The organism is Streptomyces sp. NPDC004327 (genome assembly GCF_042873935.1).
GTDB lineage: Bacteria > Actinomycetota > Actinomycetes > Streptomycetales > Streptomycetaceae > Streptomyces.
Window position 1 is genome coordinate 495,649 of record NZ_JBIAME010000005.1, and the last position, 15,380, is coordinate 511,028.

The following is a 15,380-nucleotide window of genomic DNA, read 5'->3' on the forward strand; positions in this document are numbered from 1 at the left end:
CTCGCCCGGTTCCCGGACCGGCCCTCGGGCCGGATCAACCGGACCGGCCTCATCAACCGGACCGGCCGTATCAAACGGACCGGCCGGACCAGCTGAATCCGCCGGATCAGCCCGTCTTGACCGGCGCGATGGTCAGCGCGTGCACCGTCGGCCCCGCGCAGTGCTCGGTCTTCCACGGGACGAAGAGCGCGGCCTTCTGGTCCGGCGGGTAGATCCGCAGGCCCTCGGCGGGCGAGAGCGCGCACTGTGCCGGGTCGTAGCCGCTGACGCCGTTCGCGTCGCGCAGTGCGGCCTTCGCCCGTCCGCCGGGGTGCAGGGTGACGGTGGCGGTCGTGCCGGGCTCGCGCACGGCGGCGTTGCCGGACTGCACGCCGTTCTTCGCCACGTAGGACACGCCCGGGTAGCCGGTCATCGTGCAGGTGACGGTGGAGCGGTTGGTGAACACCAGGGTCGCGTAGATCGAGCCCGCGGCGGGTTCGGGAGTGGTCAGGGCGGCCGAGAGCTGACTGGTCGCGCACTCCTTGGGCGCGCCGCCGCTCGTGCCGGCCGGGCTGCTCGAACCGGCCGGCCGGCCACTCCCACCCGGCGACGAAGGCGACGAAGGCGAAGACGGCTGGGCAGCCGGGGCCGACGGGGAATTCGGCGCGCCGCTGGCCGTCGGGGTCGGGGCCGTCGGGGTCGGGGCCGTCGTGGTCGGGGCCGACGGAGCCGGTGACGGCGCCGAGGGCGAGGAGGAGGAGTTGGAAGAGGACGAACAGGCCGTCATCGACAGCGACGCGGCGGCGAGGAATGCGACCGAAAACGCGGCCTTGTGCTTCATGTCGTCACGGTACGCCCGCCCGGACGCTCCGACCACAGCTTCGCGGCACCCCGGATCGCCACCCACGGACCCACCATCCACGAACTCGCCACCCACCGACCCGCCGGCCCACGGACTCACCACCCACCCGCCCCCCGGCTCGATAAGCATCTGCGATGGAGAGTGCAGGAATCATCGTTGGACGTGAACGCCGGGCGCGGCCAGCATGGTGGTCATGAACGCACAGGCCACGCACACCGCCCGTATCGCCCTCGTCGGCGACCGCTCCCCGCACGTGAAGTCCCATGTCCGCATCCCACTGCTGCTCGAAGCGCTGGCCGAGCGCGACGGCCTCGTCCTCGACGCCTACTGGATCCGGAGCCGGGACGCCGAGGAGCCCGGCGCGGTGAAGGGCTTCGACGCCGTGTGGCTGCTGCCCGGCAGCCCGTACGAGAGCGAGGCGGGCGCGATCGCCGCGATCCGCACGGCCCGCGAGGACGGCATCCCGTTCCTGGGCACCTGCGCGGGCTTCCAGCACGCGCTCCTGGAGTTCGCGCGGAACGTGTGCGACCTGGAGCGGGCGGCGCACGCCGAGAACGACCCGGCGGCCGACGAGGCCGATCTGCTGCTCGCCCCGCTCGCCTGCTCGCTGGTGGGCCACGAGGGCGCGGTGCGGGTGACGCCGGGCTCGCTCGCGGAGCAGGTGATCGGCGCCGAGCTGACGACCGAGCGCTACCACTGCAACTACGGCCCCGACAGCCGCCACCTCGACACCCTGACCGCGCACGGCCTGCGCTTCACCGGCGCCGACGACGACGGCCAGATCCGGATCGCCGAACTGCCCGGCCATCCCTTCTTCCTCGCCACCCTGTTCCAGCCGGAGCTGGCGGGCGACGGCAGCCGCCCGCACCCGGTCATCCGCGCGTGGGCGCGGGCGGCCGGCGCGCACGCGGCGGGCTGAAGTCGACGTCGGCGGCGGGCAGGACGCGTACGGAGCGCCCCGGGAAGTCCAGGTTGCGGAAGATCTCGTTGTGGTGGGCGACGGACGCGTCGGGCGCGGCGTACGGGCCTTCGCCGCCGCGCACCGAGGTGGTGTGGCCGTCGGCGACGAGCACGAGGTCGTAGCCGCGGCTGAGGGCCTGGCGTGCGGTGGTGTCGACGCAGATCTCGGTGGCGAAGCCCGTCACGACGAGTTCCGTGGCGCCGAGCGCGCGCAGGGCGGCGTCGAGGCCGGTGTCGAGGAAGCTGTCGGCACTGGTCTTGGCGATCACCGACTCGCCGTCGGCCGGGGCGAGTTCGGGCACGATCCGCCAGCCGGGAGTGCCGGGTTCGAGGCCGCCGCCGTGGTGCTGGACGGTGATGACGGGCAGGCCGGCGGCACGGGCGCGGGCGCAGAGCCCGGCGATGACGGCGACGGTGTCGTCGGCGCGGTGGGCGATCTCGGCGAGGGCGTTCTGCATGTCGATGACGAGGACCGCCGGCGCGTGTGTCATGCACACACGCTATTGCCTGCCGGGTGGATCACGACATCGGTACGACGAGGTCGGCGCGGTCCCTGCCCCGTGCCACCAGGCGGGCGTTGGCCTCGTCGGACTCGGCGACCCAGCGCTCGGCCCGCTCCTGGTCCTTGCCGAAGCGGACGTGGCGCGCGACGAGCCGGGGGACGCGGTGGCGGTCGTCGAGGTCCACGTACCAGACCTCGTCGAGCAGCGGGCGCACGGCGGACCAGGGGCCCTCGTCGTGCAGCAGGTAGTTGCCCTCGGTCACGACGAGCGGCACCTCGGGCGGTACGGGTACGGCCCCGGCGACCGGCTCCTCCAGGGCCCGGTCGAAGGCGGGCGCGTACACGGTCACTCCGGGCTCGGCGGCCCGCAGCCGGCCGAGGAGGGCCGCGTACCCGGCCGCGTCGAAGGTGTCGGGCGCGCCCTTGCGCCCGGCCCGGCCGAGCCGTTCCAGCTCGGCCTGCGCGAGGTGGAAGCCGTCCATCGGTACGAGCGCGGCGAGGCCGTCGAGCCGGGCGACGAGGTGTCCGGCGAGCGTCGACTTCCCGGCGCCGGGCGGCCCGGCGATCCCGAGCAGCCGCCGCCGTCCGGGCCGGGCCAGCCCCCGGGCCCGCTCGGTGAGCCGTTCCAGTTCCCGCGCGTCCATGCCGGGAATTGTCGCACCGGAGCCCACGGGACCGGGGAGGTGCCGGAGCGGCCAGTACCGCGAGGGCGTCCAGGACTGGGTCGAGGCGGGCATGCCTGCCGAGGCGGCCTGACGACGGCCCATGAGCCCGGCCGGATCCGACGGGGGTGGATCCGGCCGGGCGACCCCGACACCGGCCCGGCCCGGGCCCCACCCGGCCTCAGCCCGGCCCGGCCTCTCCCGACCCGGCCTCGGTCCGACCCAGGCCCCACCGCCTCTCACTCCCCCCGCCTCCTCCCTCCTCCCTCCTCCCCCTGATATGCGTCGACCTGCGGTGACAGGGCTGGCAGAGTCGTGATCACTGCCCCGGAGCCGGGGCGGGGGGAAGAGCGGACCCCCACAGGTCCGCTGGTAAGTGACGACTCATGAGAAGAAGAGCGGCCCACGGGCTGCAGGCCATGACGACCGCCCTGACGACGGTCCTCGCGACCGTCCTCGCCACCGTCGTCCTGCTCGGGGCGCAGGCGACACCGGCCGCCGCGGTCACCACGGTCCCCGGGGACGCGGCCGGCACCGCGCCCGTCCGGGAGTCGGTGCGGGCGATGACGTGGAACATGTGCGGCGAGGCGGGCGGCAGGATCGCCTCGGACGCGGGCTACTGCCCGTACCGCAACGTGCCCGGCAAGAAGATCGAGGGCATCGCCCGGCTGGTCCAGGAGCAGGACCTCAACGTGGTCATGCTCCAGGAGGTGTGCTCGACCAGCCACCTCGCGCCGCTGGAGGCGAAGCTGGAGGCCGACGATCCCGGCTCCGACTGGACGTTCGCGCTCGCGGGCGTGACGCGTCCGGGCGACGCGTACCAAGCGGAGAAGCCGGGCGTCGAGTTCGTCGACACGCAGGGCTCGAAGTGCCGCGGCTCGCTGTCCGGCACGCTGGGCGTCGCCATCGGCGTCAAGGGCCGGATGACGTGGAAGACCGAGACGGACTTCACCACTCCGCTCGGTCTGTCGATGGACCGTGGCACGGTGCTGTGCGTGGAGGTGGCCGGCTGGGAGAACCACGTGTGCACCACGCACGTGTCGAACTTCGGCGCCGACGTGCCGGCGAAGCTGACGCAGGCGCTGGCCGACCAGTACTACGACGACCAGATCGCGACGATCGCGGCCGTGGTCGGGAAGTTCCCGTCCGTCGTCCTCGGCGGTGACTTCAACACCCGGCTCCAGGACCGGCTCCAGCCGCTCTACAGCCTGATGTCCGAGTGCGACCAGCGGACGTACGTGCCGGGCGAGGCGTCCAACGAGGTCACCAAGTTCACGCTCGACGGCGTGACGACGGACCCGGACGGCGGGATCGTCTCGTACGCCGGCTACACGACCTCGAAGATCGACTACCTCTTCGCCACCGACGGCTTCACCGGCTGCGACTCCCGCACCGACTTCGCCGACCAGGCCGACTACCGCGTCTCGGTCCAGCCGACCTGCACCGGGTCGACGCCGGTGACCGTCACCAACCCCTGCACGCCTTCCGCGACCGGCTACTCCGACCACACCCCGCTGTACGGCCGCACGCAGGGCGCCGCGAAGCTGTCCTGGCGGCTCGACGGCGGCCCCGGCGCCACGACGGGCGGCTCGGGCGGGTACGCGGGCACGCTGACGGGCGGTGCCTCCTGGGCGCCGGGCGAGCACGGCGGGGCGCTGGCGCTCGACGGCTCCTCGGGCGCCGTCACCGCGGCCGGACCGGCCGTCGACACCGCCCACAGCTTCACCGTCTCCGCCTGGGCGAAGGCGAACCCGGGCGCGGGCACGGGCGTCGTGCTGTCCCAGGACGGGACGACGATCAGCGGGACGATGCTCTTCTACAACGCGGGCGACAGCACCTGGCGCTTCGCCCTCCCGAAGGCCGACAGCGCCACCTGGAGCGTCGACCAGGCCATCGCCCCGGCCACGGCCGGCACGTGGACCCGGCTCACGGGCGTGTACGACGCCGCCGCCGGCACGGTCTCCCTCTACGTCGACGGTACGAAGAAGGCCACCGCCACCCACGCCGACGCCGACCGCTGGGCCGCCACCGGCCCGTTCGTCGTCGGCCGCGACAGGGTGAAGGGCGCGAACAACGCGTACTTCAACGGCTTCGTGCAGCGCGCGGCGGCCTTCGACTACCCGCTGCGCGACGACCAGATCGCCGCGTACGCCGGGAAGCTCACGGCCCCGACGGGCCGGAACACCGCACTGCGCGACGCGCCCGGCGAGCCGCTCTCCCAGGGCTGCCACCAGGACGTCGACCCCTTCGGCGCCGACTACGGGACGGCGACCAGCCTCACTCCGACCCTGACGGCCGCGGTCACCCACCCGGACCCGTCGAAGGAGGTCTGGGCCGAGTTCTCGATCTGGGACAACACCGACCCGGCCCAGCCGCAGCCGATCACCATGGGCGAGACGGGCTCGGCGAGCGCCAAGGTCCGCGGCCAGGGCACGGTCTCCGTCCCGGTCCCGCAGCTGCTCCCGGGCCACGAGTACGGCTGGCGCGTCCGGGCGACCGACGGCACGACCACGTCACCGATCTCGACGAACTGCCACTTCCAGGCGCCGGTGGCCTGACGCGCGCGACGCCGGGGCGGTCGGGACGGGAGATTCCGTCCCGGCCGTCCGCGGTCCGCGGTCCGCGGCACCGGAAAGAGCCGAGGACTGCGCGATCCGCATCGCGCGCGACTGGAACGTCCCGCACAGCGACGTCGGTTACGTGACCCGCTTCGAGGTCATCGTGGGCGCGATCGAGGTCGTCCACGAGTTCCGCTGAGCGGCGGCCCTGCCGGACGCTCCGGCCGCCGGGGCGAGTGAACCGCCTGCCGGGCCCGCGCCGGCTCCGCCCCCGAGACGGGGCCGGCGCCGGCGCGGGGCAGCGGTCAGAGGTTGTTCGGCTCCCAGACGGGCAGCCACACGTCGTTCGGCGCTCCGCCGGCGACGCAGTCGTACTGGATGAGGCCGTGGCCCACCCCGACGCCGCCGGCGACGTTCAGACACTTGCCGCTGGACTTGACGACGACCTGGTAGCCGCTGCCCACCGGGACGAACTTCCACAGCTCGTTGTCGGAGGTGCCGCAGGTGTACTGGATGACCCGGGTCGCGTTGGCGTTGCCGCCGCCCTCGACGTTCACGCACTTGCCGCTGCTGACCGACTTGATCCGGTAGTAGCCGCCGAGCGCCGAGTCGAGCTCCCACCGCTCGTTGGACCTGCCGGACCACGGGTACTGGATGATCGGCACGCCGTCCGCGGTGCCCGCGCCCTGGACGTTCGCGACCTGCTTGTCGTCACTCAGCAGCCGCAGCGTGAACTGCTGGGCGACGATGGACCGCGGCGCCGCCCCCGCCGGGCCTTCGGCGGTCGCCGAGCCGGCCGTCCCCGACATCACCGCGGCCGTCATCGCGACAACCGCCGCACCCACGGCCCACTGCTTGCGCATCTTCACGTTCCCACCTCTAGTTCAGTCACCGCACGTGCGCGGTACATCACTGAGAGTAGCCAATGCGTGACAACAAATCCAACCGGTCGGTTTTGTGTCTCTCACGCGGCGTGGGCGTGACTAACGGGCCGTCTTCGCTCCCGGTCGCGTCGACAGGAACTCCTCGAAGGTGACGCGTCCGTCCATGTGGTCCGGGGCGAGGTGGCCGCCCTCGCGGAAGCCGCGGGAGGCCGCGCCCGGGACGGGGACGCAGAGGAGGGCGCGGCGGCGGCCGCTGGCCCGGAGGTAGGCGCGGGCGAGGTCGGCGAAGCTGCGGATCTCGGGGCCGCCCATGTCGGGCACGCGGCCCGCCGGAGGGGCGGAAGCGAGCTCGGCGAGCCGGGCCGCGACCTCGTCGGTGTCGACGGGCTGGTCGGACCAGCCTGCCGGCAGCAGCATCACGGGCAGCTTGGCCGTGATCTCCAGGAAGCGCAGGACGAGGTCGTGGAACTGCGTCGCGCGCAGGATCGTGTACCCGACCCCGGATGCCTCGACGATCTTCTCGACGGCGAGCTTGGACTTGTAGTACGGGAACGGCGCCTCGTCGACGCCGACGATCGAGATGTAGACCAGGTGCCGGACCCCCTCCCGCTGCGCCGCGCCAACCAGGTGCCGGGCGGCGTCCTCGTCGCCGCCGGTCTGCGTCGTCGCGCAGTGCACCACGGTGTCCACGCCCGCGAGCGCCTCGTCGAGCGCCGGCCCGCCCTCGCGCAGATCGACGGCGTACGGCTCGGAGTGCCGGCTCAGCACGCGCACCTCGTGACCGCCGTCGCGCAGCCGCGCGGCGACGAGCCGTCCGAGGGTGCCGGTACCGCCTGTCACCAGGATCGTGGCCATGACACCGGCCGCCTTTCTCCGCTACAGGTCCAGCTCGGCGCGGACCGTCTTGCCGACGGGCACGCGGTCCAGGACGTCCCACCGACTGGCCAGCGCATCGACGAGGAACAGACCCCGTCCATTGTCCGACAGCGGCGCGAGCGGGGCGAGGCGAGGACGGCTCTCGGTACGGGTGTCGGAGACGTCGACACGGAGGGTCGCTGCCGGCTCGCCCGCGTACGTGAGCGTCAACTCGAAGTCCCGGCCCGGGACTCGGCCGTGCGTGACGGCGTTCGCGGCGAGCTCGGCGACGATCAGCGCGACGGTGTCGGAGGCGGTCGAGCCGTAGCCGATGCCCCAGCGGTCGAGCTGGTGGAGCGTGAGGTGGCGGGCGAGGCGGGCGCCGCGCGGGGTGGAACTGAAGCGCTGGGTGAACACACGTACGGTAACCGGCTCTTGGCGGGTCCGAGGGGGAGTCATGGGGCCAATGTGGCGCCGAAACGGCCTTCATCCCAGCTCACCAACTCGTACGCTCGGTAAGCGTACGGGTTCGGAGTGTAGACACGAGCAGTCACGCCCCGTGAGCATTCCTCTGGGAGGTGTACGTGATGACAGACGACGACAACACGGAGCCGGAGCCCTCGGAGAGCCTGAAGGCTTTCGGGGAAGTACTCAAGGCGTTCCGAAGGCGGGCGGGGCTCACCCAGGAGGAGTTCGCCCCGAGAGTGGGGTACTCGCAGCAGACGGTGGCGTCGGTGGAGCAGGGGCGGAGGTTTCCATCGCAGAAGCTCGTGGACCGCTCAGAGGTGGAGTTGGACGCGTTCGGGGCGATCAAGGGAGCGGCGAAGCATCTGTCGCGGCAGCCGGGCCTGGCCAACTGGTTCCAGCAGTGGGCCAAGTTGGAGCTGACGGCGCTGTGCCTCTACACGTACGAGAGCCGACTGATCCCCGGACTGCTCCAGATCGAGCCGTACGCGAACACGCTCTTCCAGAAGCAGCTTCCGCTGATGAGTGACGAGGACATCGAGGAGAAGCTGGTCGCGCGAGCGAAGCGCGCGCAGTTACTTACGGGACGACCCAATACCGCGTACAGCTTCATCATTGAGGAGCACGTGCTGCGCAAGCAGACAGGCGGGCCCGAGGTGCATCGGGCACAGCTCGACCACATCCTGCTGATGTCCCAGGAGCGGAACATCGAGATCCAGGTGATGGAGCAGAGCCGGGACCATCACGCCGGTCTCGACGGGCCGTTCCAGATCCTGGAGACGCCCGACCACAACTGGCTCGGATACTCCGAGGGACAGGAGAGCGGTCTCCTCTTCTCCGACGCCGAAGTGGTCAGCATCTTCCAGATGCGGTATGCCAGGATGCGGTCACAGGCTCTCACCCTTGAAGACTCCCAGAGCCTGTTGCGGGAGATGCGAGGAGCGACATGAGCACCACAGACCTGGCATGGTTCAAGAGCAGCTACAGCAGCGGCGGGAGCGGCGACTGCGTCGAGGTAGCGCTCTCCTGGCACAAGTCCACGTACAGCAGCAGCGGCGACGGCGACTGCGTCGAAGTCGCCACCTGCCCCACCACCGTCCACGTCCGCGACTCCAAGCGGCCCCACGACGCCCGGCTCGCCCTCGACCCCACCGCCTGGGGCACGTTCGTCGCGCATTGCGAGCAGATCTGATGGCCTACCTGGACGACCTGTTCTCCCTCTCCGGACGCAACGCCCTCGTCACCGGCGGAAGTTCGGGCATCGGGACGGCCATAGCCCGCGCCCTCGCCGGTGCCGGCGCGCACGTCGTGATCGTCGCCCGGCGCGAGGCCGAGTTGAAGAGCACGGTCGACGAGCTGACCGCTGACGGGTCCGAGGCCTCCTGGGTGAGCGGGGACCTCGCCACCCGCGAGGGTATTCGCGCGGCCGCCGAGGATGTCGTACGGGCGCTGGGCGGCGCCGAGCCGGACATCGTCGTCAACTCGGCCGGGATCAACCTGCGTCCGCCGATGTCCGAGCTCTCCGACGACGTCTGGGACCAAACGATGACGGTGAACCTGGAGGCGCCGTTCCTGCTCGGGCAGCGTTTCGGGCCCGGCATGGCGGAGCGCGGCTTCGGGCGGCTCATCCACGTCACGTCCCAGCAGGCGCACCGCGCGTTCGTGAACTCCGGTGCGTACGGGGTGTCGAAGGGCGCGCTGGAGTCGCTGGCGCGGTCGCAGGCGGAGGCGTGGTCGCCGTACGGCGTGACCGCCAACACGCTCGTCCCGGGCTTCGTGATGACACCGCTGAACGAGCGGCTGTCCTCCGATCCGGCCAAGGTGGCGGCGCTGGCCGCCCGCACGATGGTCGGGCGCAACGGCCTCGCCGAGGACTTCGAGGGCGCCGCCGTGTTCCTGGCGAGCCGGGCCTCCGCGTATGTCACCGGGCAGGCGATCTTCGTGGACGGTGGGTTCTCCACCCACTGAACCTGACCCGGCGGACGGCGGGTTCTCCACACACTGACCCGCCGTCACCGGTGGCCGGGAGAGCCGCGGCCCGCGCGCTACGCGGGCCGCGGCTCTCCCGGGCCCGCCGCGTCCGCGGCTTCGAGTCCTTCGAGCCGCGCCTTGAGGTCGGCGTTCTCCGCCTCCAGCGCGAGGATGCGCTTGCGCGCGAAGTAGAGCTCGACGACGGCGTCCTGGAACTCGCCGATCAGCTGCTCCGGAGTGAGCTGCACCATCTCCCGCTCCCCCGCCTACGCCGGCGCGACGCGCGTGACCGTACCGGCCGCGCCGCGCCACCACAGCTCGCCGTTCTGGGCGTAGAGCGTGCCGCCGCCGGACGCCGACACGGTGCCAGTGGGCGGGGTCGCGGTGTTGCCGATCTCGACGGTGCCGTCGACGAGGAGGCCCGGCTTGTCCGTGCGCTGCACGATGTGGACCTGGGCGCGCGGGGTCGCGCCGCGGTCGATGCCGATGCCGATGAGGCCGGTGCCCTTGACGGTGAGGTCGTCCAGGTTCGCGTTGTTGCGCAGGACGAGCAGGGCTCCGGCGGTGGGGCCGTGGGTGGCGGTGACATAGATGCCCTGGGCCGCGGTGCCGGGCTTCTTGGGATCGGTCGCGCCGGGCGTCTGGAGGTCGATGGAGAGCGCGGCGGCGTTGGCGTCGGAGCCGTCGGTGTAACCGCGGTGGGCGATCTTCAGAGTGCCGCGGCCGGTCTCCGTGCCGGACAGGTACATCGCCGAGGTGCCGGGGTTGTCCGAGACCACGTTGAGGGCGACGCCGGTGCCGCTGGTGGCGGCCTGGTAGAGCGTGGCGGTGTGCTCGCTGACGGACGTGGTCTTGAAGAACGCGGAGTTGGTGGCCGCGTCGGTGGTGAACCGGTCGGCGTGCACCTCGCCCTGGAACGACGTCGCCGTCCCGGCCGCCGCGGCCTCGCCCTCCGCCGCCGCGCCGACGGCGACGGTCACGGCGCCCGCCGTGAAACCACCCATGAACAGTCTGCGCGTGACGGTCACGACGCCGCTCCCCCCTGAGCCTCTTGCTCGCTTGATCGTTCGACCGATACCGCCATCGATCCCGCTACCGGATCCCTCTACCGATCCCGATACCGATCCCGATGACGGCGTCATTGTGCCAGGGCCCCGCCAGGGCCCCGGCACGGCCGTCGGACGCGGTCGTCAGACGCGACCGTCAGACGCGTGCGTTGGCGCTGAAGGCGCGGCGGTAGGCGGCGGGTGAGACGCCGAAGGTCGTTCTCATGTGCGCGCGCAGGGAGTTCGCGGAGCCGAAGCCGGCACGGTGCGCGACCAGGTCGATCGGCAGGTCGGTGGTCTCCAGCAACTGCTTGGCCAGCTCCAGGCGTTGTGCGGTGAGCCACTGCACCGGCGTCATGCCGACCTCGTCGCGGAATCGCCTGGTGAAGGACCGCAGGCTCATCCGGGCGTGCTCGGCGAGCTGGGCGAGGGAGAGCGGTTCGCCCAGGTGTTCCAGCGCCCAGGCGCGCGTGGCCGTGGTGCCGGCCACCGTGGGGTCGGGGACCGGGCGGTCGATGTACTGCGCCTGCCCGCCGTCCCGCCAGGGCGGTACGACGCACAGGCGGGCGGTCCGGTTGGCGACCGCCGCTCCGTGGTCGCGGCGGATCAGGTGCAGGCACAGATCGACGCCGGCGGCCCCGCCCGCGGAGGTCAGCACCTCTCCGTCGTCGACGAAGAGGACCTCCTCGTCGACCTTGACCCCGGGAAAGGCCCGGCGGAACTCGGGGGCCAGGTTCCAGTGGGTGGTGGCCGGCCGGCCGTCGAGCAGTCCGGCGGCCGCGAGCACATAGGACCCGGAGCAGATGGAGACGAGCCGGGTGCCGGGCCGGATGCCGGCGATGGCCGTGGTGACCTCGGGGGGCAGCGGTCCGCCACGGGCCAGCTCGGGCATGGCGTGCGTCGGCGGGATGATCACCGTGTCGGCGGCGGCCAGGGCCTCGGGGCCGGCCGCGGGCTGCACGGTGAAGCCGGCGTCGCTGGGCACCGGGGCGCCGTCCGCGGTGCAGACGGCGATGTCGTAGAGCGGACGGCCTTCGGCGTCCTCCGCGCTGCCGAAGACACGGGAGGGGATGCCGAGCTCGAAGGCCGGGACGCCGGGCAGCGCGAGCACGGCGATCCGGTGCGGCCGGGCCGCTCCGTTCGCCGACCGCCGGCTTTCGCTCATGACCGAATCCTCATGGCCAGATCCTGACACATCATGGCCGGACGGCCAACACCGTCGCCGTCCCGGATGCCGGAACGTGGACCGCGTCGCGCCGGGAACTCCCGGCGACGAGAGGCCGAAACGAAGGCAAGGACGAGGCGGACAGCATGCGTGCGATGGTCGTGGAGCAGTGGGGCGGAGCCGAGAACCTCATCGAGCGCGAGGTCGGGCGCCCGGAGCCGGGACTGAACGAGGTCCTGGTGCGGGTGCACGCGGCCGGGGTGAACCCGGTCGACTGGAAGACCCGCGCGAGCGGAGCGCTCGTCGAGTGGGGCGCCGTGCCGGCCGTGGGCTGGGACGTGTCCGGCACCGTCGAGGCCGTCGGGCCCGGTGTGGGGGTGTTCCGTCCCGGCGACGAGGTCTTCGGGATGCCGCTGTTCCCGCGCCAGGCGGGCGGCTACGCCGAGTACGTGGTGGCGCCGGCCCGGCACCTCGCCCCGAAGCCGGCGGGCCTGACGCACGTGGAGGCGGCGGCGCTGCCGCTCGCCGCGCTCACCGCCTGGCAGGCCCTGGTGGACACGGCGGACGTGCGCCCCGGCGAGCGGGTGCTCGTGCACGCGGCGGCCGGCGGGGTCGGCCACTTCGCGGTGCAGATCGCCAAGGCCCGGGGCGCGTACGTCATCGGCACGGCCAGTGCCGCCAAGCACGATCTGGTGCGGCGGCTGGGCGCGGACGAGGTGGTCGACTACCGCTCGGTGCGGTTCGAGGACGTCGTGGCCGACGTCGACGTCGTCCTGGACGGGCTCGGCGGCGAGACGGCCGAGCGTTCGCTGAAGGTCCTGCGGGACGGCGGCCGGCTGATCACCCTGCCCGGCCCGGACGACGTGCCCGCCGCGCGGGACGGGGTGCGGGCGCTGTGGGTGATGGTCGAGCCGGATCACCTGGGGCTGCGCGAGATCGCCGGCCTGGTGGAGCGGGGCGCGCTGAAGCCGGTCGTGGAGACGGTCCTTCCGCTGGCGGAGGCCGCGGACGCGCACCGGATCGGCGAGCGGGGCCGTACCACCGGCAAGATCGTCCTGACGGTCGTCTGATCGGACGCCCCGGGCCCGCGGTCGCCGGGACCTCGCCGTGGTGCGACGGCCCGGGCCCGCGGCCGCCGGGAGCTCGCCCACGGGGAAGGGCCCCGGGCGGATCTCCGCCCGGGGCCCTCTCATGTGCCTACCGGCAGGCGCTCATCAGCGCAGGTCGAACCGGTCCAGGTCCATGACCTTGCTCCACGCCGCGACGAAGTCCTGCACGAACTTCTCCTTCGCGTCGTCCGAGGCGTACACCTCGGCCACCGCGCGCAGCTCGGCGTTGGCGCCGAAGACCAGGTCGGCGCGGGTGCCGGTCCACTTGACGGCGCCGGAGGCGTCGCGGGCCTCGAAGGTGACCTGGTCGTCGGTGGACGTCCAGACGGTGTCGAGGTCGAGCAGGTTGACGAAGAAGTCGTTCGTCAGCTTGCCCGGCGTCTCGGTGAGGACACCGTGCCGGGTCTGCGGCTGGGTCACGCCGAGGACGCGCAGGCCGCCGACGAGGACGGTGAGCTCCGGGGCGGAGAGGGTCAGCAGGTTCGCCTTGTCGACGAGGAGGTACTCGGCGGGGAGGCGCTGGCCCTTGCCCAGGTAGTTGCGGAAGCCGTCCGCCTTGGGCTCCATGGCGGCGAAGGACTCGACGTCCGTCTGCTCGGCGGAGGCGTCGACACGGCCGGGCGAGAACGGGACCTCGACGGCGATGCCGGCGTCCTTGGCGGCCTTCTCGACGGCCGCGGTGCCCGCGAGGACGACGAGGTCGGCGATCGAGACGTCCTTGCCGAAGGACTCCTTGATGCCCTCCAGGACCCGCAGGACCTGCGCCAGCTCGTCCGGGTTGTTGACCTCCCAGTTGCGCTGCGGCTCCAGACGGATACGGCCACCGTTGGCGCCACCGCGCTTGTCGCTGCCGCGGAAGGAGGAGGCGGCGGCCCAGGCCGCGCCGACCAGCTGGGCGACCGTCAGGCCGGAGTCGAGGATCTTCTCCTTGAGGGAGGCGATGTCGGCGGCGCCGATGACCTCACCCGTACGCTCCGGCAGCGGGTCCTGCCAGAGCAGCTCCTCGCTCGGGACCTCGGGGCCCAGGTAGCGGACGACGGGGCCCATGTCACGGTGGGTCAGCTTGTACCAGGCGCGGGCGAACGCGTCGGCGAACTGCTCCGGATGCTCGTAGAAGCGGCGCGAGATCGGCTCGTAGATCGGGTCGAACTTCAGCGACAGGTCGGTGGTGAGCATCGTCGGGCGGTGCTTCTTCGACGAGTCGAAGGCGTCCGGGATGATCTCCTGCGAGTCCTTGGCGATCCACTGGTGGGCGCCGGCCGGGCTCTTGGTGAGCTCGTAGTCGTACTCGAAGAGGTTCTTGAAGAACCCGTTGCCCCACTGGGTCGGGGTCTCGGTCCAGGTGACCTCCAGGCCGGACGTGATGGCGTCCTTGCCGGCACCCGTGCCGTACGAGCTCTTCCAGCCGAGGCCGAGCTGCTCGATCGGCGCGGCCTCCGGGTCGGCGCCGACGTGGTCGGCCGGGCCGGCACCGTGGGCCTTGCCGAAGGTGTGGCCACCGGCGATGAGGGCGACGGTCTCCTCGTCGTTCATCGCCATGCGGCCGAAGGTCTCGCGGATGTCGCGGGCCGCGGCGATCGGGTCCGGGTTGCCGTTGGGGCCCTCGGGGTTGACGTAGATGAGGCCCATCTGGACCGCGGCGAGCGGGTTCTCCAGCTCGCGGTCGCCGGTGTAGCGCTCGTCGGCGAGCCACTCGGTCTCGGGGCCCCAGTAGACGTCCTCGTCCGGCTCCCACTCGTCGACGCGGCCGCCGCCGAAGCCGAAGGTGTCGAAGCCCATGGTCTCCAGGGCCACGTTGCCGGTGAGGATCATCAGGTCGGCCCAGGAGATGGACTTGCCGTACTTCTTCTTCACGGGCCACAGCAGGCGGCGGGCCTTGTCCAGGCTCGCGTTGTCCGGCCAGCTGTTCAGCGGCGCGAAGCGCTGCTGGCCGCCGGCGGCACCGCCGCGGCCGTCGCTGACGCGGTAGGTGCCGGCGCTGTGCCAGGCCATGCGGATCATCAGGGGGCCGTAGTTGCCGAAGTCGGCCGGCCACCACTCCTTCGAGGTGGTGAGCACCTCGGCGATGTCCCGCTTCACGGCGGCGAGGTCGAGGGCCTCGAACGCGGCGGCGTAGTCGAACTCCTCGCCGAGCGGGTTCGCCACGGCGGGGTTCTTGGCGAGGATCTTGAGGTTGAGCCGCTCCGGCCACCACTGGCGGTTGCCACCGCCCTGGGTGGGGTGCGCGGCGCGGCCGCCGTGCGCGACCGGGCAGCCGCCGGTGCCTTCGGGGGTGGCCTGCGGATCGTTCTTCTGGTCAGACATCGGTGTTTCCTTCCGAACCATTCGGATCGCGGAGCTCGGGGTTTGCTCAGGAACCGGC

Annotated in this window: 16 protein-coding genes and 1 pseudogene; 7 read left to right on the forward strand and 10 right to left on the reverse strand. The window is 72.2% G+C overall.

Annotated features, from left to right (window positions below; genetic code table 11):
- Positions 1-106: 106 nt before the first annotated feature.
- Positions 107-820 carry a DUF4232 domain-containing protein gene (locus tag ACFYU9_RS19955; protein ID WP_389345557.1) on the reverse strand — a complete coding sequence of 238 codons (714 nt, stop codon included), beginning with the start codon at positions 818-820 and terminating at the stop codon, positions 107-109.
- Positions 821-1,034: 214 nt separating this feature from the next.
- On the opposite strand from ACFYU9_RS19955, the gene ACFYU9_RS19960 reads away from it, so the two are divergent.
- Positions 1,035-1,760 carry a hypothetical protein gene (locus tag ACFYU9_RS19960; RefSeq protein ID WP_389207579.1) on the forward strand — a complete coding sequence of 242 codons (726 nt, stop codon included), beginning with the start codon at positions 1,035-1,037 and terminating at the stop codon, positions 1,758-1,760.
- On the opposite strand, the gene ACFYU9_RS19965 is transcribed toward ACFYU9_RS19960, so the two are convergent.
- The gene (locus tag ACFYU9_RS19965; RefSeq protein WP_389345558.1) at positions 1,714-2,292 is read right to left on the reverse strand and encodes an isochorismatase family protein; all 579 of its coding nucleotides are present in this window, start codon (positions 2,290-2,292) and stop codon (positions 1,714-1,716) included. The genes ACFYU9_RS19960 and ACFYU9_RS19965 overlap by 47 nt on opposite strands.
- Before the next feature lie 28 nt (positions 2,293-2,320).
- Positions 2,321-2,947 carry a nucleoside/nucleotide kinase family protein gene (locus tag ACFYU9_RS19970; protein ID WP_389207583.1) on the reverse strand — a complete coding sequence of 209 codons (627 nt, stop codon included), beginning with the start codon at positions 2,945-2,947 and terminating at the stop codon, positions 2,321-2,323.
- Between the two features lie 437 nt (positions 2,948-3,384).
- Here ACFYU9_RS19970 and ACFYU9_RS19975 point away from each other — a divergent pair, with 437 nt between their 5' ends.
- Positions 3,385-5,523 carry a LamG-like jellyroll fold domain-containing protein gene (locus ACFYU9_RS19975; RefSeq protein ID WP_389345559.1) on the forward strand — a complete coding sequence of 713 codons (2,139 nt, stop codon included), beginning with the start codon at positions 3,385-3,387 and terminating at the stop codon, positions 5,521-5,523.
- Positions 5,524-5,593: 70 nt separating this feature from the next.
- Positions 5,594-5,722, forward strand: a pseudogene (locus ACFYU9_RS19980) (ADP-ribosylation/crystallin J1); the annotation flags it as partial.
- Between the two features lie 106 nt (positions 5,723-5,828).
- Here ACFYU9_RS19980 and ACFYU9_RS19985 read toward each other — a convergent pair.
- The 3 genes from ACFYU9_RS19985 to ACFYU9_RS19995 form a co-directional block, all read right to left on the reverse strand.
- On the reverse strand, positions 5,829-6,386 hold the full coding sequence (locus tag ACFYU9_RS19985) for an RICIN domain-containing protein (RefSeq protein WP_389207587.1): 558 nt from the start codon (positions 6,384-6,386) through the stop codon (positions 5,829-5,831).
- Between the two features lie 120 nt (positions 6,387-6,506).
- Positions 6,507-7,262 (reverse strand): SDR family oxidoreductase, encoded by a 756-nt coding sequence (locus tag ACFYU9_RS19990; protein ID WP_389345560.1) that lies wholly within the window; start codon positions 7,260-7,262, stop codon positions 6,507-6,509.
- A gap of 21 nt (positions 7,263-7,283) precedes the next feature.
- Entirely contained in the window at positions 7,284-7,721 is a 438-nt protein-coding gene (locus tag ACFYU9_RS19995; RefSeq protein ID WP_389345561.1) for an ATP-binding protein, read from the reverse strand.
- Between the two features lie 128 nt (positions 7,722-7,849).
- On the opposite strand from ACFYU9_RS19995, the gene ACFYU9_RS20000 reads away from it, so the two are divergent.
- The 3 genes from ACFYU9_RS20000 to ACFYU9_RS20010 are packed head-to-tail and all read left to right on the forward strand — an operon-like array spanning position 7,850 to position 9,695.
- The gene (locus ACFYU9_RS20000; RefSeq protein ID WP_389207593.1) at positions 7,850-8,677 is read left to right on the forward strand and encodes a Scr1 family TA system antitoxin-like transcriptional regulator; all 828 of its coding nucleotides are present in this window, start codon (positions 7,850-7,852) and stop codon (positions 8,675-8,677) included.
- The gene (locus ACFYU9_RS20005) at positions 8,674-8,919 is read left to right on the forward strand and encodes a DUF397 domain-containing protein (RefSeq protein WP_389207595.1); all 246 of its coding nucleotides are present in this window, start codon (positions 8,674-8,676) and stop codon (positions 8,917-8,919) included. The genes ACFYU9_RS20000 and ACFYU9_RS20005 overlap by 4 nt, the downstream gene beginning before the upstream one ends.
- Positions 8,919-9,695 (forward strand): SDR family NAD(P)-dependent oxidoreductase, encoded by a 777-nt coding sequence (locus tag ACFYU9_RS20010; protein WP_389345562.1) that lies wholly within the window; start codon positions 8,919-8,921, stop codon positions 9,693-9,695. Before ACFYU9_RS20005 ends, ACFYU9_RS20010 begins: the two co-directional genes overlap by 1 nt.
- 77 nt (positions 9,696-9,772) lie before the next feature.
- Here ACFYU9_RS20010 and ACFYU9_RS20015 read toward each other — a convergent pair whose 3' ends face one another.
- The 3 genes from ACFYU9_RS20015 to ACFYU9_RS20025 all read right to left on the reverse strand — a co-directional run bounded on the left by ACFYU9_RS20015 (position 9,773) and on the right by ACFYU9_RS20025 (position 11,909).
- Positions 9,773-9,949, reverse strand: a complete 177-nt coding sequence (locus tag ACFYU9_RS20015; protein WP_389345563.1) for a hypothetical protein — start codon at positions 9,947-9,949, stop codon at positions 9,773-9,775.
- Positions 9,950-9,964: 15 nt separating this feature from the next.
- Positions 9,965-10,726, reverse strand: coding sequence for a hyaluronoglucosaminidase (locus tag ACFYU9_RS20020; protein WP_389345564.1), 762 nt, complete (start codon positions 10,724-10,726; stop codon positions 9,965-9,967).
- A 175-nt stretch (positions 10,727-10,901) separates the two neighbouring features.
- Positions 10,902-11,909, reverse strand: coding sequence for a GlxA family transcriptional regulator (locus tag ACFYU9_RS20025; RefSeq protein ID WP_389345565.1), 1,008 nt, complete (start codon positions 11,907-11,909; stop codon positions 10,902-10,904).
- Between the two features lie 146 nt (positions 11,910-12,055).
- Here ACFYU9_RS20025 and ACFYU9_RS20030 point away from each other — a divergent pair, with 146 nt between their 5' ends.
- Positions 12,056-12,979, forward strand: coding sequence for an NADP-dependent oxidoreductase (locus ACFYU9_RS20030; protein ID WP_389345566.1), 924 nt, complete (start codon positions 12,056-12,058; stop codon positions 12,977-12,979).
- A gap of 144 nt (positions 12,980-13,123) precedes the next feature.
- Here the strand turns inward: ACFYU9_RS20030 and katG are convergent, their stop codons facing one another.
- Positions 13,124-15,322, reverse strand: a complete 2,199-nt coding sequence (gene katG / locus ACFYU9_RS20035; protein ID WP_389207607.1) for a catalase/peroxidase HPI — start codon at positions 15,320-15,322, stop codon at positions 13,124-13,126.
- Positions 15,323-15,380: the final 58 nt, after the last annotated feature.